Annotated in this window: 18 protein-coding genes and 1 pseudogene; 6 read left to right on the plus strand and 13 right to left on the minus strand. The window is 71.2% G+C overall.

Going from position 1 to position 23,989, the window contains the following annotated elements; translation table 11 throughout:
* Positions 1-113 (minus strand): annotated as a pseudogene (locus AB0J58_RS12050) (ribulose-phosphate 3-epimerase); the annotation flags it as partial.
* A 379-nt stretch (positions 114-492) separates the two neighbouring features.
* Between AB0J58_RS12050 and AB0J58_RS12055 the strand changes: the two are divergent.
* From AB0J58_RS12055 to AB0J58_RS12065, 3 genes are read left to right on the plus strand one after another with little or no spacing between them, the layout of a single operon-like run.
* On the plus strand, positions 493-2,046 hold the full coding sequence (locus AB0J58_RS12055; protein WP_364213827.1) for a PQQ-binding-like beta-propeller repeat protein: 1,554 nt from the start codon (positions 493-495) through the stop codon (positions 2,044-2,046).
* Positions 2,043-2,849, plus strand: coding sequence for a hypothetical protein (locus tag AB0J58_RS12060; protein ID WP_364213830.1), 807 nt, complete (start codon positions 2,043-2,045; stop codon positions 2,847-2,849). Before AB0J58_RS12055 ends, AB0J58_RS12060 begins: the two co-directional genes overlap by 4 nt.
* The gene (locus AB0J58_RS12065) at positions 2,843-4,438 is read left to right on the plus strand and encodes a PQQ-binding-like beta-propeller repeat protein (protein ID WP_364213833.1); all 1,596 of its coding nucleotides are present in this window, start codon (positions 2,843-2,845) and stop codon (positions 4,436-4,438) included. Before AB0J58_RS12060 ends, AB0J58_RS12065 begins: the two co-directional genes overlap by 7 nt.
* Positions 4,439-4,446: 8 nt before the next feature.
* Here AB0J58_RS12065 and asnB read toward each other — a convergent pair whose 3' ends face one another.
* The 8 genes from asnB to AB0J58_RS12105 form a co-directional block, all read right to left on the minus strand.
* A complete protein-coding gene (gene asnB, locus AB0J58_RS12070) occupies positions 4,447-6,300 on the minus strand; it encodes an asparagine synthase (glutamine-hydrolyzing) (RefSeq protein WP_364213836.1) in 1,854 nt (617 codons plus the stop codon).
* 99 nt (positions 6,301-6,399) lie between these two features.
* Entirely contained in the window at positions 6,400-7,917 is a 1,518-nt protein-coding gene (locus AB0J58_RS12075; protein ID WP_364213839.1) for a transcription antitermination factor NusB, read from the minus strand.
* A 5-nt stretch (positions 7,918-7,922) separates the two neighbouring features.
* Positions 7,923-8,852, minus strand: coding sequence for a methionyl-tRNA formyltransferase (fmt, locus tag AB0J58_RS12080; protein WP_343979550.1), 930 nt, complete (start codon positions 8,850-8,852; stop codon positions 7,923-7,925).
* Between the two features lie 5 nt (positions 8,853-8,857).
* A complete protein-coding gene (def, locus tag AB0J58_RS12085; RefSeq protein WP_343979553.1) occupies positions 8,858-9,406 on the minus strand; it encodes a peptide deformylase in 549 nt (182 codons plus the stop codon).
* Between the two features lie 76 nt (positions 9,407-9,482).
* Positions 9,483-10,859, minus strand: a complete 1,377-nt coding sequence (locus AB0J58_RS12090; protein ID WP_364213842.1) for a hypothetical protein — start codon at positions 10,857-10,859, stop codon at positions 9,483-9,485.
* A gap of 40 nt (positions 10,860-10,899) precedes the next feature.
* On the minus strand, positions 10,900-12,558 hold the full coding sequence (locus tag AB0J58_RS12095) for a hypothetical protein (RefSeq protein ID WP_364213845.1): 1,659 nt from the start codon (positions 12,556-12,558) through the stop codon (positions 10,900-10,902).
* Between the two features lie 49 nt (positions 12,559-12,607).
* The gene (locus AB0J58_RS12100; protein WP_364213848.1) at positions 12,608-14,941 is read right to left on the minus strand and encodes a primosomal protein N'; all 2,334 of its coding nucleotides are present in this window, start codon (positions 14,939-14,941) and stop codon (positions 12,608-12,610) included.
* Between the two features lie 276 nt (positions 14,942-15,217).
* Positions 15,218-16,675, minus strand: coding sequence for an amidohydrolase family protein (locus tag AB0J58_RS12105; RefSeq protein WP_364213850.1), 1,458 nt, complete (start codon positions 16,673-16,675; stop codon positions 15,218-15,220).
* A gap of 110 nt (positions 16,676-16,785) precedes the next feature.
* Between AB0J58_RS12105 and AB0J58_RS12110 the strand changes: the two genes are divergently transcribed.
* Together AB0J58_RS12110 and AB0J58_RS12115 are read left to right on the plus strand one after the other, a co-directional pair.
* A complete protein-coding gene (locus tag AB0J58_RS12110; protein ID WP_364213852.1) occupies positions 16,786-18,135 on the plus strand; it encodes a M14 family zinc carboxypeptidase in 1,350 nt (449 codons plus the stop codon).
* A gap of 162 nt (positions 18,136-18,297) precedes the next feature.
* Entirely contained in the window at positions 18,298-19,806 is a 1,509-nt protein-coding gene (locus AB0J58_RS12115) for a hypothetical protein (RefSeq protein ID WP_364213855.1), read from the plus strand.
* On the opposite strand, the gene AB0J58_RS12120 is transcribed toward AB0J58_RS12115, so the two are convergent.
* Both AB0J58_RS12120 and AB0J58_RS12125 read right to left on the minus strand, forming a co-directional pair.
* Positions 19,789-20,205, minus strand: a complete 417-nt coding sequence (locus AB0J58_RS12120) for a hypothetical protein (RefSeq protein WP_364213858.1) — start codon at positions 20,203-20,205, stop codon at positions 19,789-19,791. The genes AB0J58_RS12115 and AB0J58_RS12120 overlap by 18 nt on opposite strands.
* Before the next feature lie 89 nt (positions 20,206-20,294).
* Complete coding sequence (locus AB0J58_RS12125) at positions 20,295-21,893, minus strand: hypothetical protein (protein WP_364213860.1); 1,599 nt, start codon at positions 21,891-21,893, stop codon at positions 20,295-20,297.
* Between the two features lie 237 nt (positions 21,894-22,130).
* On the opposite strand from AB0J58_RS12125, the gene AB0J58_RS12130 reads away from it, so the two are divergent.
* Positions 22,131-22,607, plus strand: a complete 477-nt coding sequence (locus AB0J58_RS12130) for an ATP-binding protein (RefSeq protein WP_364213863.1) — start codon at positions 22,131-22,133, stop codon at positions 22,605-22,607.
* A gap of 11 nt (positions 22,608-22,618) precedes the next feature.
* Here AB0J58_RS12130 and AB0J58_RS12135 read toward each other — a convergent pair whose 3' ends face one another.
* Both AB0J58_RS12135 and AB0J58_RS12140 read right to left on the minus strand, forming a co-directional pair.
* Positions 22,619-22,942 (minus strand): hypothetical protein, encoded by a 324-nt coding sequence (locus tag AB0J58_RS12135; RefSeq protein ID WP_364213866.1) that lies wholly within the window; start codon positions 22,940-22,942, stop codon positions 22,619-22,621.
* A 93-nt stretch (positions 22,943-23,035) separates the two neighbouring features.
* Positions 23,036-23,953: a TIGR03619 family F420-dependent LLM class oxidoreductase gene (locus AB0J58_RS12140; RefSeq protein WP_364213869.1), complete on the minus strand. Its 918-nt coding sequence runs from the start codon at positions 23,951-23,953 to the stop codon at positions 23,036-23,038.
* Between the last annotated feature and the right edge of the window lie 36 nt (positions 23,954-23,989).

Consider the following 23,989-nt stretch of genomic DNA (forward strand, 5'->3'; position numbering starts at 1 on the left):
TGGATGTCATGGACAACCACGTGCAGCCAGTCGGCGTTGGGGACCGCCTCGGCCGCCTCGGCGAGGCGGGCGAAGTCAGCGGACAGGATGCTGGGCGAGATCTGTACGGCCATAATTGGCCGATTCTATGAGGCGGTGCCCTGCCCTCCGTCACCCGCCGTCCGCCGGGTGACCCGCGTCACGCGCCATCCGGGCTCGACACCCGCCGCACACCACATGACATATCAGACATATGGTCGCATTTCATCCTTTCTCGCTATTGCCGCTCCGGCACCGAACTCGCAGCCGCCCGGGGATTCCACGGGACGCGAATTCGTAACTATCCCGGCGAGCGAGAGATCACCCGAGTAATTTCCTTTGGGAGTCATCCGCATTATCGAATGAGACGGTACGCGAAAGCCGAAAGCCCTACTTTGACCGACTTTCAGCCTTTATCGGAACCGGATAGCGATGTCCTTTCGTCACTACCTCCCACGCCCGACTCCCATTTCGATGATCGTCGCCGTCGCCCTCCTCACCGTACCCGCCGGAACCCCGGCACTCCCCTCCCGTGTCCTCGAAAACTCACCGATCATCGGAACCCACATCTCCGGAGACGGCAGGACCCTCACCGCGAGGGTCTCCGCCACCGGCCGGGTGCTCTGGAAGAGCACCCAGGCCAGTCCGTTCTTCGGCAGGACCGACCTGTGGACGGACGAGCCGGAGAGCGCGGCGAGGACACGGGAGGATTTCGAGGACGCGGAGCGAAAGGCCGCCACCTTCACCGGCCGCCACGTCGCGATCGAAACCGAGGTCGAGTCGGACACCCCGGATGATCCGGGCACCCGGCGGCGCATCACCGTGATCGACGCCCTGACCGGCCTGCCGACCTGGAGCATCCTGTCCGGCCGCCCCGCCGACGACCAGGCGCGGCCGTTCTTCTACCTGATGGGCGCGGCGGCGGGCAGATTCGTCATCGACGTTCCCGTGCTCCGCGTGATCCGCGCGCTGGACCCGCGGGACGGAACGATCATGTGGGAGAGGAGGCTGCCCGGCGACTGCGTGAGCGCCGCCCTGCCGTCCACCGATCCACGGACCTATGACGACGATCCCATCCAGACCTACTCGCTGGCGGACAGGAACCTGGTGGTCGCCATGACCCGCTGCGCGGGCCGCCGCACCGCGCTCACCGGCATCGACCCCACCACCGGGCGCGTTCGCTGGGAACAGCGGCTCCCCCCGTCCGACCTCCCCCGGCTGAGCCTGGAGCGGGGCGTCTCCGTCCTGACATCCCCCCACGCGATCACGATCTTCGACGAGAACGGCCTGATCCTCACCGACGACCTCGTCTACCACTACTCCCCCTCCTGGAGGATCACCGCCGGAGCCGTGATCGTCTCGGATGGCGACTGGAGAGGTCCCGGATCGGGAGTCAGATCGATCAGCCGGTCGTCGGGACGGATCATGTGGTCCCGGCCCGACCTGTCAGGGGAGGTCGGCACCGCCGCGGGGAAGATCTACCTGAGCTCGGAGGAGGGAGGCACGCTGAACGTCCTCGATCCGGTCGACGGGCACACGCTCAGAACGCTCTCGGCGCCGCTGACCGAGAAGGACATCGGAGCCGCCCTCGCCGCCCCGCCCGACTGGAGCAGGCGGGGAGGGGTGCCCGCGGCCGACTGGCCGGACCCCTGCGCGCTGCTGCCCGCCGCCGAACTCGCCGCCCGATCCGGCACCGGCGGGTACACGGTCACCCCGATCCCCGCACCCCCCGAACTGGGCCTGACCACGCCCCTCGCCTGCGAGTTCGCCACCGAAGGAGCGGGAACGGCCGTCACCGTCTCCGTCGTCTGGGTGTACCCGTCGATCGAGAAGGCCGCGGAGAGGATGACGAAGCTGACGGGCGATGAGGACTCCCCGAACGCGGCGCGACACCTCGGCTACTTCTACCAGGAGAAGGAGGTGGTCGCCGTCAGGGAGGGCCGCGTCGTCGTCACGGTGGAGGCCTTCGGCGAGCCCGCCCTGCTCCGGCACGCCCTGCGGATCACCGGCGAGCGGCTGCGGAAATGACAGCGCAGACGTCTCCCGAGCAGCCCGCCGGGGAGAACACCCGCGAAAACGCCGAGGAGACCCCCCTGAAGAAGGCCACCCGGCCGCTCAGGTGGCTGGGGGTCACCGTGGCCGGAGGACTCGCGACGGTCATCGCGGGCATCGTGGTGACCGGCTGGTCGTGGGTCCAGGACCAGTGGCGCGACTTCCATCGGGAGCCCCGGATCAGCGCGATCGTCTACTCTCCGGAGACCGCGGGGATATCGTTCGCCTTCCCCGACGCCATCGTCTCGGGCCCCGATCGCCGCCATCTGCTCAACGGTGACTACGAGCCGCTGGTCAGGTCCCGGGGCTCACGGATCGGTGAGATCAAGGTCCTCCTCGTGCTGCGGGGCCGGCGCAACGACCCGATCCGCGTCCTGGACGTCCGTCCCCGGATCCTGTCCTCGGGACCCGTCGCGGCCGGCACCTGCTTCCATCTGCCCAGTGCCGGCGACTCACCCGTCTTCCCGGTGAAGGCCGACCTCGACCGGCTCGCCTCCTCGGGCAGGTCCGCCGGACGGCTTCTGGAGAAGAACATCGACCTCGTCTACGGGGAGAGGACGTCGGTGGAGCTGACCGTGACAGCGCGAAAACGCCGCTACGAATGGGACATCGAGGTCTCCTACGCCTATGGCGACTCGGCCGAGGTCCAGCGTGCTCACTTCACCGCCGAGGGCGACCGGCCTTTCCGGCTCACCGGCCCCGCCCGCAGGTACGCCGTCGGCTACAGCTCCATGATCAGCTATTTCCGCGAAACGGGCAGGAACGTCAAGGGATGCTGAGAAGGCCGGCGGCGATCCTCGTCCTCCTCGTCCTGCTCGTCGCCCCGCCCCCCTCGGCCGCCCCCGACGGCGACTCGGCCGGTACGGGGTTCTCCGAGGTGTGGAGCCTGGAGACGCCCACCCCGCTGTACGACTCCACGGTGCGACTGCTCGGCGGGGACCTCTTCGTGCGCACCCGTACCGCGCTGCGGCTCCACGACCCCGCCACCGGCGCCGAGCGGTGGCGCCACGCCCCCGCCGGAGCCGCGGTGAAGGACTGGACGCCGGCCGGATCCGTGGTGATCGTCGAGACCCTCCGCCCGTCACCGTCCGGAGACGTCGCCGCCCTGACCGGGCTCTCCCGCGCCACCGGCGCGGTGCTCTGGCACCGGGAACGACTCGGCCTGGGCGGACCGTTCTCCGATCATGCCGGGCAGGAGGAGAACCCGCCCACCGGCCTCGCCTGGGACACGGCCTCCCGGACCCTGGTCGGGCTGGCTCCCGGCACCGGGCGGACCCGGTGGCTCTTCCGGCTCCCCCCGTCGTGCCATCGGATCCGGACGACGAGCCCCGGCGCGCGGACCGTGGCGATCGCGACGATCTGCCGGAAGGGGATCCGGGTCATCGCGCTCGACGCGGCCGACGGCACCGAACGGTGGAGCGGGGAGTTCACGGGCTTCCCCACCCCGTACGTCCACGGTGGGCTGGTCGACGTCTCCCGCCCAGAGAGCCTGGTGGTCCGCGACGCCATGACGGGACGGGTGATCGCCGAGCGCCGGGGATGCCGGAGCAGGTGTGCCGCCGTACGCGCCGCTGGACGGATCGTGGTGGCCGGCGACCGGGACGACGCCTCGGCCTTCGAGGGGCTCGACCCCGTCGACGGCTCGGTCGAATGGACGAGGGTCCAGCGGAACGGACCGCGTTACGGCCGGCTCGTCGAAGCCGACGGGATGATCTACGCGACGCCGTCCGGCGACGACCTGGGCCGGGTCCTGGACGTGATCGATCCGCTGACCGGAGACCTGCGTCGAGCGTTCGTCCCGACGGCGGGCCGGCTGTTCGGCGCGGACGGCGACCGGCTCTACTTCCTCCAGGCGGTGCGCCCCGCCGCCCAGCCCCCGCGCCTGCGGATCACCGCGCTGCGCGCCCCCGACCGGCTCACCGGCACCGCCCCCGCGGCCGAACCCGTCGCGGTGCCCGGGGCCGATCTGTGCGACCCGCTCCGTACCGCCGGGTTCACCGTGCGCGGCGAGGCACGGCACCGAGGGCGAGCGGTCCCGTCGTTCACCACGTGCGAGTTCGCCGAAGCGGGCGGCGAGCCGATGACCGCCGAGTTCTGGCGCCTGCCCACCGAGGCCGAGGCGGCCCGGGTGCTGGCCGAACTCGGCTCGGACCGTGAGAGCAGGGCCGTCTCCGGGGTGGGGGACGAGGCCCGCGTGCTCGGCGGCGGGCCGGCGGTCATCGTACGGACCGGCCGCGACCTGGCCCGGATCCGATCCGCGCACCCCGGTGTGCGCGACAGGCTGGTCCCGGTCGCCCGCGAGCTGGCCGGACGGCTCGGCTCACTGAAATGGGCGGTCCCGGCGAGCTGGTCCCCCTCGGTGGAGTAGGCCCGGGGTCAGATGTCGATCCGGACGTGGTACCTCTCCAGCCAGGCGTTGAACTGCAGCAACCCCTCCAGCGCCGCCCGGCCTCCCGCCGGGCCGCCGTCCGTCTCCGGTCGGTCGATCACCGCCCGCACCTTCTCCCTGTCGATCAGCGGCGCGGCCGCGATGTCCCCGCGGCCGAGCAGCCGGGCCGCCTCCGCGCGGACGGCCCCGGTGTAGGAGGGGTCCTGTGTCGAGGGGTAGGGGCTCTTGCGGCGGTGGACGACCGAGGGCGGCAGGATGTCCGCCGTGGCGGCGCGGAGCAGGCTCTTCTCCCGCCCGTCGAAGCTCTTCATCGCCCAGGGGGCGTTGAAGACGTACTCCACCAGCCGGTGGTCGCAGAACGGCACCCGGACCTCCAGCCCGACGGCCATGCTCATCCGGTCCTTGCGGTCCAGCAGGATCTGTACGAACCGGGTGAGGTTCAGGTAGGAGATCTCCCGCATCCGCCGTTCCAGCCCCTCCTCACCCGGCAGCCGGGGCACCTCGTCCAGCGCGTGCCGGTAACTGTCCGCCCGGTAGGTGGGGATGTCCAGCTTGCGCATCAGGTCCTCGTCGAGGAGCGCCCCCAGCCCGCCGAACCGTTCCATCCCCGGGGAGACCAGCCACGGGAAGGTGTCGGCGGCGACCGCCTCCGGGTCGTGGAACCACCGGTAGCCGCCGAAGACCTCGTCGGCCGACTCCCCGGACAGCGCCACGGTGGAGTGCCCCCGGATGGCGCGGAACAGCAGGTAGAGCGAGGTGTCCATGTCGCCGACGCCGATCGGCAGGTCCCGCGCCCGCAGGACCGCGTCGCGCACCGCCGGGTCCATGAGGTCGGCTGCGTCCAGGACGATGTCGGTGTGGTCGGCGTCGACGTGCCGCACGACCTCGTGCGCGTACGGCGTGTCGGGGGTGTCGCGCATCTCGTCGGGCTGGAAGTTCTCGGTGTATCCGGCGAAGTCGACGGAGAACGACCGGATCCTCCCCTCCCCCCGCTCCCGGAGCCCCAGCGCGGCGAGTGTCGTGACGGCGCTGGAGTCGAGGCCGCCGGAGAGCAGGGCGCAGAGTGGCACGTCGGCGACGAGCTGGCGGCCGACGATGTCGTCCAGCAGGTCGCGTACGCCCGCGACCGTGCCGGCGAGGTCGTCGACGTGCTCGTGGGAGTTCAGCCGCCAGTAGCGGCGCCGGCACAGGAACTCGCGGGTCACCCGGATGACCTGGCCGGGGCGAACCTCGTACATGCCCTGGTAGACGGCGTGTTCGGGGGTCTTGACGGAGGCGATCAGCTCGCGCAGCCCGTCGGCGTCGACGGTGGGCGTCCCGGCGAGCGGGTTGGCGAGGATCGCCTTGGGCTCGGAGCCGAACAGCACGCCGTGCGCGGTGGGGTGGTAGTACAGCGGCTTGACCCCCATCCGGTCGCGGACGAGCAGCAACTCCTCGCGGCGGGTGTCCCAGATCGCGAAGGCGAACATGCCGTTCAGCCGGTCGGCGAGGTCCTCACCCCATTCGAGGTAGGCCCGCAGCACGACCTCGGTGTCGCTCCGGGTCTGGAAGCGGTGGCCGTGGGCGGCCAGTTCGGCGCGTAACTCGACGAAGTTGTAGATCTCGCCGCTGTAGGTGAGGACGGCGAGCGGCAGCCCCTCCTCCGCGACGACCATCGGCTGGCGGCCGCCCTCGATGTCGATGACCGCCAGGCGCCGGTGGCCTATCGCGACGTGCGGGGCGAGCCAGATCCCCTCGTCGTCGGGCCCCCGGCAGGCCATGGTGTCGGTCATGGCCTTCGCGATGTCCGGTGACTGCCGGAGATCACCCTCGAAGTCCACCCATCCGCAGATTCCGCACATTTCGCCACCCCCACGTCCCCTTGGAAGCAGTTATGCCCAGTCGAACGGTGTGCGGCATCCATATATGCCCTGACCTGCGACGATGACCCCGAGGTCCGCTCAGCGGCGGCGGAGCAGGGCCAGGAACATGGCGTCGGTGCCGTGCCGGTGCGGCCAGAACCGCGCGTACGGCCCCTCGCCCAGCCCCTCGACCTCGGGGAGGTAGGCGCGGGCGTCCAGCGCCTCGACGTCGTCGCGGCGGCGCAGCACGTCGCCGACCACGACGTCGGTCTCGGCCAGGTGCGGCGAGCAGGTCACGTACCCGACGACGCCACCGGGTCGGACCGCCTCGATCGCCGAGGCGAGCAGGTCGCGCTGGAGCCTGCCCAGCTCGGGAAGGCTCCGGGGATCACGGCGCCAGCGGGCCTCGGGTCGGCGGCGCAGCGCGCCCAGGCCGGTGCAGGGGGCGTCCAGCATGACCCGGTCGAAGACTCCGGGCCGCCAGGCGGGCACGGTGCCGTTCGCGGTGATCACCTTGGCCTGCCGGGTCGTCTGCCACACCAGCCGCGCCCGGTGGTACTGCAGCTCGGCGGCGAGCAGGCGCGCCCCGCCGGGGAAGGCGGCCGGCCCGGCGCCCGCCGCCAGGCCCGCCTCGTCACCGTGGGTCGCGATGGCGTCGAGCAGGCCGGCCTTGCCGCCGGGGCCCGCGCACAGGTCGAGCCAGCGCGAGTCGGCGCCCTCCACCGGGACCCGGGTCAGGGCCAGCGCGACGAGCTGGCTGGCCTCGTCCTGGACGGCGGCCCGCGACTCGGCCACGGCGAGGATCGCCCCGGGGTCGCCCTCGGGCAGGTAGGCCGCGTACGGGGAGTATCCGGCGGGCTCGGCGCCCGCGTCGAGGAGCTCCGCGACCGACGAGCGGCCCGGACGGGCGACCAGGGTCACCCGGGGGCGCTCGTTGTCGGCGGCGAGCAGGGCGGCCGTCTCGTCGAAGTCGCCGCCCACGGCGTCGCGCAGTGCCTCGACGATCCACCTCGGGTGGCTGTGTGCCACCGCCAGATGGCCGACGGGGTCGTCGGCGGGGTCGGGCGCCACGATCGGGACCCACTGCTCCAGCGACCGGGTGGAGACCTTGCGCAGCACGGCATTGGCGTACTTCGAGGCGCCGATGCCCACCCGCAGCCGCACCAGGTCGACCGTGGTGCCCACGGCGGCGTGCGGGGGCACCCGTGTCTTGAGCAACTGGTGCACGCCCAGCCGGATGGCGTCGAGCAGCGGCGGGTCGACGTCCTCCGGCGCCCGGTCGCTGCAGGCCGCGATGATCTCGTCGTAGGTGCCGAGACCGCGCAGGGTGCCGTAGGCCAGTTCGGTGGCCAGTCCCGCGTCCCGCCCCGACAGGCGGCGCTCGCGCAGCAGCGTGGGCATCAGCAGGTTGGCGTAGGCGTCCCGCTCGTCGACGGCACGCATCAGGTCGTACGCGGTGTTGCGCGCCTCGTCGCGGACCGGCTTGGGCGGACGCCCGGCCCCGGCCGGACCCCTGCCCCCGCCTCGGTTCCCGCCCGCTCCGCGGCCGCGCGGAGCCGGCCCCTGACCGCGCCCGCCCCGTGCGGCGTTACGGCCGTCACCACCAGCACTGCTCATGATCTCTAGGCCAGCCGATCCTCGTCCGTGGGCCGCACGCCGCGGGCCCACTCTCCCGCCCCCATCAGACGCTTGCCCTGCGGCTGCACCTCGCCCAGCTCGACCGGGTAGGTGGCGGTGCCGACCAGGACGGTGTTCTTGGACACCGCGATCCGGCCGGGGGCCAGGGGTGAGGCGTCGGGAACCGGTCGCAGGGGGCCGAGCTTGACCCGCTGACCGCGGAACTCGGTCCACGCGCCCGGGGCGGGGGTGCAGGCGCGGACCAGCCGGTCGACGCGCATGGCGGGCGCGGACCAGTCGACCCTGGCGTCGTCGACGCTGATCTTCGGGGCGAGGCTGACCCCCTCCGCGGGCTGCGGCACGGCCTCCAGCTTGCCGTCCTCGATCCCGTCGAGGGTGGCCGTCAGCAGCCCGGCACCGGACTCGGCGAGCCGGGCGAGCAGTTCCCCGCTGGTGTCCGCGGGGCGGATCTCCTCGGTGACCACGCCGTAGACCGGGCCCGCGTCCAGCTCCCTGACGATCCGGAAGGTGGCCGCACCGGTGATCGCGTCACCGTGCAGCACGGCGTGCTGCACCGGCGCCGCGCCGCGCCAGGCCGGCAGCAGCGAGAAGTGCAGGTTGACCCAGCCGTGCCGGGGGATGTCCAGGGCGGCCTGGGGCAGGAGCGCACCGTAGGCGACCACCGGGCAGCAGTCGGGGGCGAGCTCGGTGAGCCGGTCGAGGAAGGCCGGGTCACCCGCCTTCTGCGGCCTGAGCACCTCGATGCCCGCCTCCTCGGCGAGCTCGGCGACAGGGCTCGGGTGGACCCTGCGGCCCCTGCCCGACTGGGCGTCCGGCCGGGTGACGACGGCGACGACGTCGTGGCGGGGCGAGTCGATCAGAGCCCGCAGCGCGGGCAGGGCTGTGTCCGGGGTTCCGGCGAAGACCAGGCGCAAGGTTCCTACAGAGCCTTCCCGTGGGTGGCGTGCGGGGAGAACTTGAACGCGGGGGCCGACAGACCGTTCCAGTCGGCCTCGCGGATCGCCTTCATGGCGAGTTTGCGCTGTTTGGCGTCCATCCGGTCGATGAACAGCACGCCGTCGAGGTGGTCGGTCTCGTGCTGGAAGCAGCGGGCCATCAGGTCGGTGCCCTCAAGCGTCACCGGCTCGCCGTGCATGTTGAAACCGGTCGCCACGGCCCGCAGCGCCCTGGGCGTGGGGAACGAGAGGCCGGGGAAGGACAGGCAGCCCTCCTCGCCCTCCTCGTCCGCCTCGTCCGACAGGTCGAGGTTGGGGTTGATCAGGTGTCCGAGCTGGTCGTCCACGTAGTAGGTGAAGACCCGGAGTCCGACCCCGATCTGGGGTGCCGCCAGCCCGGCCCCCGGTGCGTCCATCATCGTGTCGGTGAGGTCCTTGACGAGCTTGCGCAGCTCCTTGTCGAAGTCCTTGACCGGATCGGCCGGAGTGCGCAACACCGGGTCGCCGAAAAGGCGGATCGGCTGAATGGCCAACGGGGTCTCCTCACGCTTCAGGGGATCGCCCCAGTCTAAGGGCGCCGGCCGCCTTCCCCGGGCCTTCCCGCGCGCCTCAGCGGGAGCGGGCCTTCATGGCGGCCTTGCGGGCCGACTTGGCCACCGCGGCGGTGCCGTGCCTGGAGCCGAGCAGGTCGAGGACGGCGAAGGTGTCGGGGTGCTCCACCAGGGCCATCTCCTCGACCACGCGCATGAGGTCCTCTCCGGGTTCGAGCGCGTCGAACTCGCAGATCGCCTCGGAGGCCTCGCCCCGCTCCAGCAGCGAGGCGAGCGAGTCGACCGCGAGCCAGGTGTTGTCCGCGGGGGTGAGCGCGGGCGCGGGCAGGTCGCGGATGTGCAGCCAGGAGGCGGCGTAGCGCCACATGGCGGGCTCGGAGAGCGCCTCCCTGAGCGGGGCCTCGGCCTCGGGGCCGAGCTCTTCCAGGATCGCGCCCGCGACCCCGCGCCGGCCCGCCGTGCCCGAGGCCGCGACCTTGACCAGCTCGCGCGCGGCGGCCTCGGGGTGGCGGGACTCCAGCCACACGGTGACGGCGCTGGGCGCGGCGGAACCCTTCATGATCGCCTCGACCAGCTCGGGCGCGCCGAGGTCGGTGAAGACGGCGACCTCGGCGCCCGTCGGCGCGTCGTGGCCCTCCCTGATGAGGTCCTGGCGGACGGCCCACATGCCGAGCGGGGTCAGCCGGGGCCTGCCCGCCCGCGAGGTCTCGACCAGCCCGCAGTAGCCCAGGAGCGACAGTGCCGACTCCAGCTGGGCGGGCAGCGTGCCGGTCAGCGTCCTCATCTCGGCGGGACCGGCCCCGCAGGCCACCCGATGCGACTGCAGGATGCCCTTGACCAGGGTCGCGGTGGACAGTCCCTCGCGCACGGCGTACAGCGTGGCGAGCATCTCGGCCAGGTGATCGTCGATCACGGGGGACCCGGTCAGGTCGTCGTCCGCGCGGTCGAGGACGTCCATGACCACGCCGTCCCAGAACCCCAGCACGGCCCGGTGCGGCAGGTCGGCGGAGAGCGCCAGCGGGCCGGGGTCCACCCGGCCGCGGGAGATGCGCAGCATGCCGGTGTTGACCGCGACCACCCAGAGCAGGTGCAGTCGCGCCGGGCCCGGCAGGCCGAGTTCCGCGCACGGTCCGAACGGGTCGGGCAGCAGTCCCTCGGAGGTCACCGCGCGGGTGCCGGTCCAGGCGGCCAGCCGCTGGGCGTCGAGCACCAGCGGCACCAGCGGCACGGACGCGGCCAGCTCGGCGTCCGGGGCGAGGTCGACCGGCGGGAAGCTCAGCGCGTCGCCGCGCGGGGGGCAGTCACGGCCCGCGGCTGTGACCGACTCCTCCAGAACGGCTGTTCGCAGCTCGCGGGGTGCCGCTCCCAGCTCGTCCACAAGCCTGCGCAGCTCGCCGATGTCGAAGACGTTCCCACTGTTCCCGCTCTTTGCCACCCGTGAAACTTACTGCACTCGCGCCTCACGCATACACGGCTCAGCCGATGGCGCGGGAACGTGCCTTGAAAGCCGCCTTGCGGGCCGCCTTGGCCGCGTTGTGGTCCCTCAGGGAGCGTCCGAGCAGCTCGAGAACCTCGACGACCTCGGGGTGGTCGACCCGCCACATCTCCTCGATCACGCTCTGCGGCGGCCCGGAGGCGGACATGTTCTCGGCGAACGTCTCCGGATCCTCCTCGGCCGAGGGCATGGCCAGGACGAGCATGTCCACGCTCATCCAGAGCACCTCCTCCGAGGTGAGCGCGGGGGCCGCCAGGCCGCGCGCGGTCAGCCAGTGGATGGCGTGCGGGCGCAGCTCCGGCTCCTCCAGGAAGGCGCGCACCGCCTCCTCCGCGTCGGGGCCGAGCCGGTCGACGATCGTCACCGCTATGCCCCTGGCGACCGAGGGCGCCCCCGAGACGGAGCCGAGCAGCTCGGCGACCGCCTGCGCCGGGCTCCGGTGCCGCAGCCAGCCCTCGATGTCGGCCTCGGCCATCTCGGCGGGCATCCCCGACAGCAGCCCCTCGATGAGCTCGGGCGCGTCGGCGAGGGCCAGGTCGGCCGCCTGGGGCGCCTCGATGCCCAGGTCGGTGTAGAGCCTGTGCAGCCCCCACAGGGCCAGCGGGGTGAGCTCCAGGAGTTCGTCGCCCGGCTCGGCCATCCCGCAGTAGGCGAGCCGCCGCACGACCTCGGGGACGTCGATCTCCCCCTCCTCCACCAGGCCGATCTCGTCCAGGTACTCCCTGACCAGCGGGATCGGCACGGGTGCCTGGAGCCGGTAGAGCATGTCGCACAGGCCGTAGAGCTCCTCGTCCAGGGAGACCTCGCCCGTCACGGCACCGCCGGTCTCCTTCTCGACGACGAACTCGACGGTCGCGGCCCAGATGTCGAGCGGGTCGAAGTCCTCGCCGTCGAAGATGGCGGTGCCCTCGACGGTGACCAGGCCGGTGTGGACCGCGAGTCCCCAGAGCAGACCGGGGTCGGTCACCGAGAGCTGGGCGATCGCCTCGGTGGCGTCACGGACCCTGAGCCTGCCCTTGACGGTCGGGGTGCGCCCTCCGGCGAGCATCCACTGGACCAGCCTGCGCGCGTCGGTCAGCAGCGGCACCCGCAGGACGCTCTGCACGAGCGTCTCACGGGGCGCCAGGCGCACCGGGGGAAGCGGCGAGCAGCCGGGGCAGTCGCAGTGCTCGACGACGGGCTCCTCCTGCACCGCCGAGACGGAGAGGATCGCATCCCCCGCCTGCTGCTCCAGTGAGTCCGCGCCCATCGCGCTGAAGAGGCTCTTGGCCATGCCGAACCTGGAGGTGTCGGCGAGGGCGATGGGCATCTCGGGCTCGATCCGGTCGAGGACGCTCCTCATCCGGACGGCCATCTTGCCGCCGATCTCCTCGGTCGAGAGCAGGAAGTCGACCAGGGTGCGGGCGGCGGCGACGGTCTCGGGGGCACTCTCCGGCGGGGCGATGACCTTGCGTGGATAGATGTTGAGCAGCAGTTCCTCGAAGGCGACGGGGGTGAAATCACCCAGCTCGTTCACGTCCAGATAGTCACTCGCGTAGTCGCAGAGCAGCCGCACCTCGTCCACGTCAACGTCCAGGCCGCGCGCACGCCCCCACGCGCGCAGGTCGTCTACGGCCCGATTCACCCATTCGATCGACACAGGGGAAAATTAACGGCTTACTGCCAGCACCGCGAATCGGGGAAACAACTCAAATCACATCTAGGGGGTCAATGCATACCTTGACCACCTCCGCGGCCTTGCGTGCGGAGCGCACTCCCACGGCTCCTTTCAGAGCCGCGGCCAGCGTGGCACCGGAGCCTCGCGCGATCCGCACCATGGCGCGTTCCCGCACTTGATCCCCCCTGGGCGAGGCCACCGGGACCGGGCCGAGCACCTGCGCCTCGGGGGGCAGCGCCACCTCACCGAGCATTTCCCTGACCCCCGCCGGAGATCCGGTGAGCGTCGCCATTTTCACCGCCGGGGGGAAACCGAGTTCTGTCCTGTCGGCCAGTTCTCTCTCGGCATGTGTCACCGGATCCCAGCGCAGCAACGCCTGCACGACGGGCAGCGAGGAATCGGCCAGCACGACCAGCTCGGCGGAGGGCCGCAGCAGCGCCGCCGCGTTCATCCACCGGCGCAGCGTCTCCTCGGCGGCGCGCAGGTCCGGCCTGCCGAGCAGCGCCCAGCCGTCCAGCAGCACCGCCGCCGCGTATCCGCCCTCGGGCACCGGCTCGGCTCCCGGGGTGGCCACCACCAGTGCCCGGGCCGCGCCGACCGTGGCCAGCACCCCGTCCCTGCCCGACGTCTTGACCCGTACGGAGGGGAAGGCCCGCCCCAGTTCCTCGGCGGTGCGGCGGGCACCGACCACCTGGGCCCGCACCCGCACCCCGCCGCAGGAGGGGCAGCGCCACTCACCGGCGATCCGGCCGCACCAGCGGCAGTACGGGGCCACGTGGCCACCACGTAGCGCGAAGGGCCCGCCGCAGTGCCCGCAACGGGCCGGTGCCCGGCAGCCCTGGCAGGCCAGCGCGGGCAGGTAGCCCCGCCGGGGGACCTGCACCAGCACCGGGCCGCTCTCCAACCCCGTGCGCAGGATCCGCCAGGCGAGGCTGGGCAGCCGGGCGGCCCTGGCCGCCTCGTCCCTGGCCAGCTCCGAGTCCTCCCCCGCCGGACGGACCCTCGGCGCTCTGGCCCTGACCGCCTGGCGGGCCGCGACGATGGGCCCCGCCCAGCCCGTGGCGATGAGCTGGGTGGCCTCCGCCGTGCGGGCGTACCCGCCGATGAGCAGGCCCGCGCGGGCCCGGTGGGCACGCAGCGCGAGGACCTCCCTGGTGTGCGGGTAGGGGGCGAGCCGCTCGGAGTGCAGGTCGTCGCCGTCGTCCCAGATCACCGCCAGCCCGAGGTCGGCGACCGGGGCGAACGCCGCCGCCCTGGTTCCGACGGCGACCCGGACCTGCCCCCTGGACAGGCGCAGCCACCGCCGGTAGCGCTCCGCGGGCCCGAGGTCCGCCGTCAGCGCCACGTGCGCGCCGGGCCCCAGGACGGCGCTCAGCGCCGCGTCGGCCAGGGCCACGTCCTTGCCGTCGGGAAGCACCACGAGGGCTCCCCTGCCACCGTGCAGGGTCTCTCGTACGGCAACCGCGACCGCCCTCGGCCACCCGGGCCCGTCCTGGTCGGTGCCCGGCAGGGCGGTCCACACGGCTCGGGGGGAGCCCCCCTTCGCCAGAGCCGCCAGGAACGCCTCCCCCTCCCGGTAGTCCGCCCACGGCCCCGGTCCCCGCTCCGGCTCGCTGTCGCCTCCCTGTCCCGGCCCCGGCACGATCCCCTGCTCCCCGCCCGGTCCGTGTTCACCTCGTTCTCTTACCGGTTCCGGCTGCCTCGGCTCCGCTTCTCCTGTCTCCGGCTCTCCTGCCGTCCGTTCGGATCCGGGCTCCCCGGAGGGCTCAGCCGCCTCGCTCTCCGCCCGCGGGTCCGTGCCGGTCCCGGAGGCGAGATCGGCGGAGGCGGCGACGGCCTCCGCCTCGACCCTGGCGTGGCGGGGCGGGACGGCCAGGCGCAGCACGTCGGCCATGGTCCCGGCGTAGTGGTCGGCCACCACACGGGCCAGCGCGGCGATCTCCGGGGTGAGCACGGGCTCGGCGGAGACGACCCGCTCCAGACGGGTCAGCCTGCCCTGGTGCTCGGTGGTCTCCACCCGTTCCAGCAGGAACCCGTCGACGAGCTTGCCCGCGAACCTGATCCGGACCCTGCACCCCGGCACCGCGGCGGCGTCCAGGGGGGCGGGGACGAGGTAGTCGAACAACCGGTCGAGATGCGGCAGCGGGGTGTCGACGACCACCCGGGCGACCGGCAGCTCCGCGGCCGGCTCCGGCACCCCTCTGACCTGCTCGGCCACCCCTTGCGACCTGGCCACTCCCGCCGCCCGGACGGCCCCCGGCCGCGCCTTGACGGCCCTGGCGGCCCTGCCGGGCCCGGGCCGCTCGCGTACGGCGTCGAGCGGCAGGAGGGCGTCATCGTCCGGCGAGGGGTTGGCGTGGGTCACCCGCCTGTCCTACCAGAAGCCGGCGCCCGCTCAGACAGTCGGCCGGTCGGCGGTACGGCGCCGGTCGCCGGAGACATCGGACGCGGGACGGCATATCGGACCGTTCGCCGGCGGGCCCAACCGGACAGGCCGGCCCGGCAGCGAACCGAGCCGGGTGGGCCTCCCGGACCCGATCCACCGAATCGAACGGCGCTGCGACAGGTCCGGTGGATCAAACGAACCAGGCGACACGACAGGCCCAGCCGGGCCAGGTCGTTCTCCTGCCCGACCGCCGGGTCAGATGGCGCGGCGGTGGGTCCAGCGGCCACCGAGCAGGGTGCCGAGGATCGGTATCCGGCGGAGGCCGTCCCCGTCCAGCCCCGCTGGGTCGTACTCGGTGATCATCAGGTCCGCGGGGTCGCCCGGACGCACCCCGGCGCGGCCCCTGGCCGCCGCCGCCAGCGCCGCCGGCAACGAGATCGCCTGTTCCGGGTGCCACGGCGGGCGCTCGTCGTCGGTCCTGGCCACCGCGGAGGCGATCCCGTCCCACGGGTCGAGCGGCGCCACCGGAGCGTCGGAGCCCAGCTCCAACCTCGCCCCCGCGGCCAGCAGGTCGGCGTAGGCGAAGGCCCGCCCGGTCCGCCCCCGCCAGTGCAGGTCGGCCACCTCCCGGTCGTCGGGCGCGTGCGCGGGCTGCACCCCCGCCACCAGACCGGGCCTGGCGAACCTGCCGAAGTCCTCCGGGCGGACCAGCTGGGCGTGCTCGATCCGCCCCGGGCAGCCGACCCGCTCGAAGGCGTCCAGCGCGATGCCCACCGCCAGGTCGCCGATGGCGTGCACCGCCGGGGCGATCCCGTGCCTCGCGGCCAGCTCCATCACCCCGTACAGCTCCTGTGGCGGTGTCTCCAGCAGCCCGCGCGCCTCGCCACCGGGATAGGGGTCCGCGCAGTAGGCGGTCCTGGTGTTCAGCGAACCGTCCACGAACGTCTTCACCGGCCCGACCTCCAGCAGGCCCCCCGAGCCCGCGACCGGCTCACCGGTGCGCAACCCGCGATCGATCGCCTCTTCCAGCCGGTTCACCGGGATCGAGCAGCCGACCCGGACGTCGACCGCCCCCCGCGAGATCCGCCGGGTCCAGTCGGTGACGTTGTCGGCGAACTCGAAGTCCAGCACGCCGACGACGCCCCTGGCCGCGGCGGCGGTGGTGGCCTCGGCCACCCAGCGGTCCAGCTCGTCCTCGGGCGGCGGGGGCATCTCGGCCATCGCGTCGTAGCAGTCGCGCTCGCGCAGCGCCCCCGTCGGGTGATCGCCCCTGCCGATCGCCGCCAGCGCGGCCGGGCTGAACCAGGCGGTGTGCAGGTCGTTGCTCACCAGCACGATCGGGCAGCCCGGCGCCGCCGCCTCCAGCAGCGACTTGTCCGGCGTGTCCGGCCACAGGCCGTCGCGGAAGCCGTAGCCGACCGTGAACCCGGCCGTGCCCGCCCGCGGGGCGACGAGGTCGACCGCCTCCCGCGCCGACCGTGCCGAGGTCAGGTCGATCCTGCGCCGGGCCTGCGCCCACTGCACGGAGTGCACGTGCGCGTCCCACAGCCCTGGCAGCAGGGTGGCGCCCCCGACGTCCACCGACTCGTCGCAGGCGGAGGGTTCCGAGGCCACCTGCGCGACCCGTCCGTCAACGATCAGGACATGGCGCAGCGGGCCGCCGAGACCGATCCGCGCGTCACGCAGCAGCAGGCGAGCAGAGGGAGAGGACATGAGGAGACTCTAGGCGGACGGCCGACCTCCCTTCCCCCCGCCCGGCGAACCCGGCCGATCACTCATCCCCGGACTCCCGGTACCGAGGCGCGCTCGGCAGACTGTCGGGGGTGACAGACCCCCTGCTGAACGACGAACTCGACTCCGTTCCCGACCATGACCGGTTCGCCACCGTGGACGAGATCGCGGCCGCCCTCACCCGGCTGGCCGCCGACCATCCCGGCGTCGCCTCGCTGAGGCGGGTGGGCAGCTCCGCCCTGGGTGAGCCGATCCTCTGCCTGAGCGTCGGTGACGGGCCGCGCCACGCGCTGGTCGGCGCCATGCCGCACCCCAACGAGCCCATCGGCGGGCTCACCGTGATCCACCTCGCCACCCGGCTGTGCGAGAGCGCCGCGCTGCGCGAGGCCACCGGCCACACCTGGCACATCGTGGGCTGCCTCGACCCGGACGGGACCAGGCTCAACGAGGGGTGGTTCGCCGGGCCGTTCACCAAGGCCCACTACGGCAGGCACTTCTACCGCCCGGCGGGCGACGAGCAGGTCGAGTGGACCTTCCCCTTCGCCTACAAGCGCGCCTACTTCGACCGGGTGATGCCCGAGACGCTGGCGCTGATGCGGCTGATCGACGACACCCGCCCGGCGTTCATGACCACCCTGCACAACAGCGAGATGGGCGGGGCGTTCTTCTACCTCAACCGCCCGGTGCCCGAACTGCAGGCCGTGCTCAAGTCCCTGCCGGGCCGGTACGGCGTGCCGCTGCACGCGGGCGAGCCCGAACACCCCTCGGTGCGGTCCCTGGAGGAGTCGGTCTTCCTCGCCCCGCGGATGGAGGACACCTACGACTACGTCGAGGCGCTCGGCGAGGATCCGGCGGCGCAGCTCACCGGCGGGTCCAGCGACTCCTACGCCGCCCGGTACGGCACGCTCTGCCTGACCGCCGAACTGCCCTACTGGCGGGATCCCACGGCCGACGACCGCTCCCCGGCCGGGGTCGGGTACGCCGATCTGATCCGGACCCACGCGGCGGACCTGCGCGAGACGTTCGCCGTCCTCGACGAGACGCTCGGCGCCGTCGCCGGCGACCTGGCGACCCGCTCCCCGTTCGTCCGGGCCAGCAGGTTCTTCGTGCCTTTCATCGAGGGGATGGCCACCACCGCCGAGCACCGCGCGCGGGCGCCGGAGAGCGACCGGCCGGCCACCGTCGCCGAGCGGCAGTCCTGCCGCGACACCGCGCACAGCGTCCGGCTCAGGTTCGGGGGCATGCTGCTGCGCGCGCTGGAGGGTGAACTCGCCGTCGGCAACGGCACCCCGACCATCCGGGCGCGGACCCGCGCGCTGTCGGACACCTACGCCAAATGGTGCGCCGAGGCCGAGGCGGGCACTCCCGACGAGACCATCCCGATCCGCCACCTGGTCGCCATCCAGTACGGCGGCATCCTCGCCGGAGCCGCCCACGCCTGAGACTCCCAGACGATCGAATTCCTGTCCGGTCGCGATCCGGATGCCTAAGGTAAAACCGGGGATTGCCTTCGGTGGGAGGCTTTCGATATGGGGCCGACGCCGCCTGCGTCATCGGGAAACGGGTCATCTCCGGATGAATACTCAGGAATTAATCCGGAGTTGATGGAGCAATTCATCGCGTCGCTGGAGCAGGCGCGGAAAGTGATCGGTGAGGAGACCGAGAGAATCCTGAACGCGCTTTCCGCGGCGGGCGCCGACCGGTCCGCGGCGCTGCGGATCCGCGAGATCGAAGGCTGGCTGGAACAGGAGATCCCGCGGCTGCGCAGGCGCAACCAGATGATCCAGGAGCCCGGCTCCCTGACGGGCTGGGCCCCGGGCCTGACGGGCCTGGGCCTGACTGGTCCGGGCCCACTGGGACTCGCGCCGCCGCCGGGAGGCGGAGGGCTCATGGCGTTCGACGAGAAGGGCCTCGCGGCGCGCACCCTCGCCGACGACGAGGGCGGAAGGCTCGCGGAGACCCTCGCCCGGCTGTCGGGGGCGGGTCCGCACTCCTCCGGGAACGACTACGACCGGGCCTTCGAGCAGCTCGCCGCCCGGCGCGGGGACGCCGACCTCACCGCCGGATTCTTCGCCGTCCTCGGCCCCAGGGGCGCGGCGGCCGTTCTCCGGGAACTGAACCACTACCGGGGCGAGTCCGCGCGGGAACACTGGAAGACCATGGGTGAGGCCCTCGCCGGTGCGGTGGCCAGACGGCCGAAGACGCTCGGCCCGGCCTGGGAACCGGAGAGCCTGGGGAGGGCGTCGGCGGCCGACCTGGGCCTGCTGCTCGGGCACGGCAGGTTCCCCGCCGGATGGCTCACCGAGGTGGTCCGCCCCCGTGTCCGGAAGTCCCCCGGGGACGGGGTTCTCGCCCGCTGGACCGCCGACCTGAGCCACTTCCTGTCCGCGCTGGCCAACAATCCGGAAGCGGCCAGGGCCCTGTTCAACGACCTGCCGCGCGAGGATCTGCGGGACCTGTCCTCCGAACTCAACGGGGAGGTCTCGCTCTATCCCAACGAGCATGACGCGATCGCCTTCGACCTGGAGGCGGAGTTCGGCCGGATGCTCGCCGCCGCGAACGAGGTCCAAGGGAAGATGGACGAGTACGACCAGGAAATGAAGGATCGGCTCTTCTTTCTCCTGGGTTTGGGAGTCGACGCCGCAGGGTTTGCCGCCTCGGGATTGAAACTCGTGGAAACCTCGTTCGATGACTTCATCTGGTTTATGATCAGCAAGTCCACCAGCGAGACCATCGACTCGTACAAGGATATTGACGAGACCCGCCTGGACAGGCTCAAGGAGAGCAACCGGCTGGCCACCCTTGGCCGCGAATACTGGATCTTCCATGAACTCAAGCGTTACGGGTTCTCCTACCCTGTTCCTCCGGACGATCCGGCCTTCAGTCAACCTCCCATCACCGGAAAAAACGGCAACCTGCTTCCCTTCAAGGAATTTGCCAAAGATCCTAAGGCATTGAAGAACTTCACCGACTGGCTGATCCGTAACGGCTCGGGCAACGGGGATGTGAGCACGGCCGGCGAAGCGGCCACCCGCCTCAAAGTCGCTTTCGGCGGAGCCAAGGATAACAATCAAACAAACCCCCTTCGGAATAACTCACAGGTCTGCCTGTAGGCATCGAGTCTCTCCGAAAATCTCGCAATAGTTTTTACGTGAGGAGTCAACGGTGACTTTGATGCGAGACTCCTCTTTTACCAACTCGTTGCTGGGCGTATCCCAGTCAACAGAGACAACCTTGTACCCCCGTTGCCCCAGACCTCCGGTCAGCATATTAAATACAATGACCGACCCGTCAACGTCAGAAGTATCCGTACCCGAAACCGCATATGACCGTTTCACCTTGCCATCACCACAAGGAATGTCCACGCCGCTTTCGTCGGTTACTTTTACGTCCTTGGCATGAAGAAGTTTCATCAGCAAGTCGATGTCCGCCTTCAAGGTCGCCTCGGCCTGTGCTGCCGGAGGGTCGGAGGAGCACGCCCCCAGAACCAGCATCCCCAGGGCGACGATCATGGCTGACCCAGTACAGGTGGAAGCAAGGTGCGCCACTGGGCTCTCCGTTCATACCGGTCAACATCCCCAGCCCTAATGATGTCTGATGGTCAAACATTTTCCAGGAAAGGTTCCTGAACATGTCGGACATAGATGGACAGCGAGCGCAGTTGTTCATCCAGGTCCCGGACGTGCTTGTTGTCCTCCCACGGCGCGAGTCGAGCACGAGTCTGCTGTATCGAGTGCAGAAGCCGGACAGAACTGTGTTTCACAGAGATCTGGACAGCGGCACCGATCATCGCCGCCGCCTCCGGAATCTCTCGCTTCTGGATCAGCGCGGCGGCGTATTCGAGTTGTATGATGCCCCTTTCCCGATTCCAGTCCGGATCTACTTTGGCCAGAGTCCGCTGTGCCACAGCTATCGCCCGGTCGGGCTGCTTAAGCTCCACCAGGCAGAACAGGGCGTGGCGGGCGATGCGCTCCGGACTGACCCAGAAGAGGTGACGAAGGTCGGCCTCGTTGCGTTTCTCACCAGCAAGGTCGATGGCACGGTCGAGGAAGCGAAGGCCACCCTCGTTGTGCCTCGCTCCAGCGGAAACCCTGGCCATCATGAGTGAGATGGCCGACTGCTGCAGGCGGTTGCCACTGTTCTTCGCCCATCCCTCAGCCGCGAAGGAGTGGTCCATCGCGACGGTGGGCTTGCCCTGATGGAGAGCCATGTTGGCCGACAGGCTGTGAAGATGCGCGAGGAGCGCGGGAGCGCGCAGCTCGTGGGCTACCGCCAGCCCCTCCCCATATCGCTGGGTAGCGCCCTGGTAGTCCTTCAGGTCGTAGTGAGCCCATCCGGAGAGATGGGAGAGGCTCCAGTAGACCCGAAGAAGACGATCACGCAGGACGGGTGTGAGAGAGCCCCGTTTGAGGATGTCGTCGACCATAGCGCGCTTGGCATCGGCCACCGGAATGATCTGCCGAGGGCCCATCGTCTCGTCCATCCTCCAAAGACGGGCTGTGAGGTTGTCCAGCACGTCGATGGTGGCCGCGTCGATCGGGCCCTGGTGGCGGGCGGCGGCGGCCAGGCGTTCCCGTTCCGGCGGGGTGAGGTGGCGGAGCAGGCCCAGAGCGGGTGTCCCACCTAAGACCAGGGCCAACTCGAAGAGCAGTTCACGGCGTTTCACGTCGGCCTCCTCTGCGCCGACCGCGCGCAGCAGGTCGGCGCAGAGGGTGGGCGCGGGAACGAGTGGGGGAAGTGCCTTCGTTCCCTTGGTGCCCGCGACGGCCGGGGCGGACACCTCCCGGCGGTAGTGCGGATCGAGGTGGCGGTGGTCGGTCCGGTCGATCAGGTCCCGGTCGCGGACCCCGTAGGAGGCGTAGACCTCGTCGGTGACCAGGCGGCGGGCGGTGGTCTGGTAGATCCGGGCGAAGACGGCCACCGCAGCGGCGCCCGGACGCCGCCCGGCCTGCGGCCAGGCCTCGTAGTCGTAGAAGCGCGCGGCCCGCAGGGTGGCGGTGCCCGCCGGATCGAGGTCGTTGTAGGCCGCCACCACGTCGCCCGCCGTACGGCCGTGGGCATAGCGGTACAGCCGCAGCGGGCTGACCTGGTGATCGAGGGCGAACACGCCGGCGATCTGGTCGAACGTGAGGCGACAGGCTCGCAGTGCCTCACTACGCCGCCTGCACCCGAGCAGGATCCGGTATCCCTCTCCGGGCATCCGCGCTCCCTTCCCCGAGATTCCCCGAACACACACGGATCGTAGGGCTTCGGTCACGGAGAATGACAGTTCGGCGGGGAAGTGGGGATCCTCGACCGCGGAATGAGATGTTCTCGCAGGTCATCAGCACTGTGCGCGGAGTATCTCGCCGACGGTGTCCCGGAGGGCTACCGCACGGGAGGGCCGGACCACTGTTCTGCCAACGATTTTTCCCTGACCAGGAGACCAGGAGAGCGCATGACCGCTACCCACGACGGCGTGGCCCCGGAACTGATCGACGCGATGGTACGGCTCCGCCCCGGCGGCCTGACCTGGCGGCGTACCTTCCCCGGCCGTCCCGCCCAGGTGCCCGAGGCTCGGCGTTTCGTCAGGTTCCTGCTGGCGGACTCGTCCTTTCAGCGGGACGCGGAACAGATCGTCGCCGAACTCGCCGCCAACGCCGTCCGCCACACCGCCAGCGGGCGACCGTACGGCACGTTCGTCGTCGAGGTCGTCCGCAGACCCGAGGTCACCCGGGTGACGGTCTACGACTCCGGCCAGGGCTCCGTCCCCGCCATCGTCCACCCCGCCCTCCTCGGCGAGGGCGGCCGAGGACTCCCCCTGGTCACCGCCCTGGCCTCCCAGGTCGGCTGCCGAGGCAGCCAATCCCACGGCCACGCCGTCTGGGCCCAGTTCACCGGCGAGAAGTACCCCGCATCCCCCGAACGCTCATGACGAGCGGGCCGTCATGAGCACTCGGGCCTGCCCGGAGTTCGGGTCTTCAGCTGGTCGGAGGCTCCGGATCCACAGGACGGACCGCGCGGACGGAGTTCTGCCAGATGGCTCTCCGGCGTCTTGCCGAAGCGGAAAGCCGGCCCGCACCACTCCTCGATCTTGCTGGTGCAGCGCTCCACAGTGTTGCGGTCCTCGTACAACAGCGCGTCATGGGTGACCGGGCGACCGCCGCGTGAGCCTTTCTTCTTGCGGTTGGCCGCCTGGTCCGCCTTCTCCGGGATGACCACCTTGACGTGCCGCCGGTGCAGAAGGACGCGCCACGCGACGCCGCGCACCGCGCGCGTAACGGCCTGACGAGGGAGGGACGGCGCCGGTGGGCGGATGCGCCTGCGGTGCCACGGCGCCGAGCGTGGGCTGGGCGCGCGAGCTCAGCCGGCGTGCAGCCTGGTGATGAGCTCATGCGCGACGTCCAGGAACTGATCGCGCGAGGATGTCGTCGTCTGCAGGTCGACGAACGCCTCGTGGGCACCGGCCTGGGCGAGGGTCAGCAGGTAGTCACCGATCTGCTGTACGGTTCCGGCGTGCGGCACCTGGTCGTCGGGCGCGGGGGAATCGGTGATCTCCGGATTGACGCGCACCACCATTCGCAGGGTCGACGGGTCCCGGTCGACGCGTGCCGCGGTCTGCAGCGCCACATCCCACAGGGCGGTCAGATAGGGCATGGGTATCGCCGCGCTCAGCCAGCCGTCGGCTCGCCTGCCGATCCTCTCCAGCGCCGAGGGCGTGTAACCGGCAAGCAGGATCGGGGGGCGCGGCCGCTGGAAGGGCTTGAGGTCGATGTGCGACGGCGGCACGGTCCAGAGCGTGCCCTTGTGCTCGACCACCTCACTGCTCCAGACGGCCTCCATCAGGTCGAGCGTCTCTTCGAGCCGGTCTCCTCTCCCCTGCCAGGGCACCCCGGTCGCGGTGTATTCGTCACGCAGCCAGCCGAGACCGATGCCGACGTCCAGCCGTCCGTGGCTGAGCAGGTCGAGCGAGGTCAGCATGCGGGCGAGCAAGACCGGCGGTTGCCACAGCGCGTTGAGCGTGCTGGTTCCCAGCCGGACCTCCCGAGTGCTGACGGCGGCCAGCGTCAATGCGGTCAGCGGGTCGAAGAACGTCGCGAAGGCCGGAGGGACCTTGCCGTCTCCTCCCGGGTAGGGATCGCTGGGTGCGAGCGGCAACATGATTCGATCACCCGCCCACAGGCTGCTGTAGCCCATGGCCTCCAGGTCCGCGCTGGCCTGCCGGATGAAATCCGGGTCGGCGAAGGCGCCGTACTGCGGGACTGCATATCCGATCTGCATGAGAAATTCCTTGATACTTCGCCATGGAAAGCCGGG

Source organism: Streptosporangium sp. NPDC049644 (assembly GCF_040675205.1).
Classification (GTDB): Bacteria; Actinomycetota; Actinomycetes; order Streptosporangiales; family Streptosporangiaceae; genus Streptosporangium; species Streptosporangium fukuiense.

Excerpts from the sequence above, each read along its gene's own strand:
- AB0J58_RS12055 (WP_364213827.1), top strand. The coding sequence starts at position 493 with ATGATCGTCGCCGTCGCCCTCCTCACCGTACCCGCCGGAACCCCGGCA.
- AB0J58_RS12060 (WP_364213830.1), top strand. The coding sequence starts at position 2,043 with ATGACAGCGCAGACGTCTCCCGAGCAGCCCGCCGGGGAGAACACCCGC.
- AB0J58_RS12065 (WP_364213833.1), top strand. The coding sequence starts at position 2,843 with ATGCTGAGAAGGCCGGCGGCGATCCTCGTCCTCCTCGTCCTGCTCGTC.
- asnB (WP_364213836.1), bottom strand. The coding sequence starts at position 6,300 with ATGTGCGGAATCTGCGGATGGGTGGACTTCGAGGGTGATCTCCGGCAG.
- AB0J58_RS12075 (WP_364213839.1), bottom strand. The coding sequence starts at position 7,917 with ATGAGCAGTGCTGGTGGTGACGGCCGTAACGCCGCACGGGGCGGGCGC.
- AB0J58_RS12105 (WP_364213850.1), bottom strand. The coding sequence starts at position 16,675 with ATGTCCTCTCCCTCTGCTCGCCTGCTGCTGCGTGACGCGCGGATCGGT.
- AB0J58_RS12115 (WP_364213855.1), top strand. The coding sequence starts at position 18,298 with ATGGAGCAATTCATCGCGTCGCTGGAGCAGGCGCGGAAAGTGATCGGT.
- AB0J58_RS12120 (WP_364213858.1), bottom strand. The coding sequence starts at position 20,205 with ATGATCGTCGCCCTGGGGATGCTGGTTCTGGGGGCGTGCTCCTCCGAC.
- AB0J58_RS12125 (WP_364213860.1), bottom strand. The coding sequence starts at position 21,893 with ATGCCCGGAGAGGGATACCGGATCCTGCTCGGGTGCAGGCGGCGTAGT.
- AB0J58_RS12130 (WP_364213863.1), top strand. The coding sequence starts at position 22,131 with ATGACCGCTACCCACGACGGCGTGGCCCCGGAACTGATCGACGCGATG.
- AB0J58_RS12140 (WP_364213869.1), bottom strand. The coding sequence starts at position 23,953 with ATGCAGATCGGATATGCAGTCCCGCAGTACGGCGCCTTCGCCGACCCG.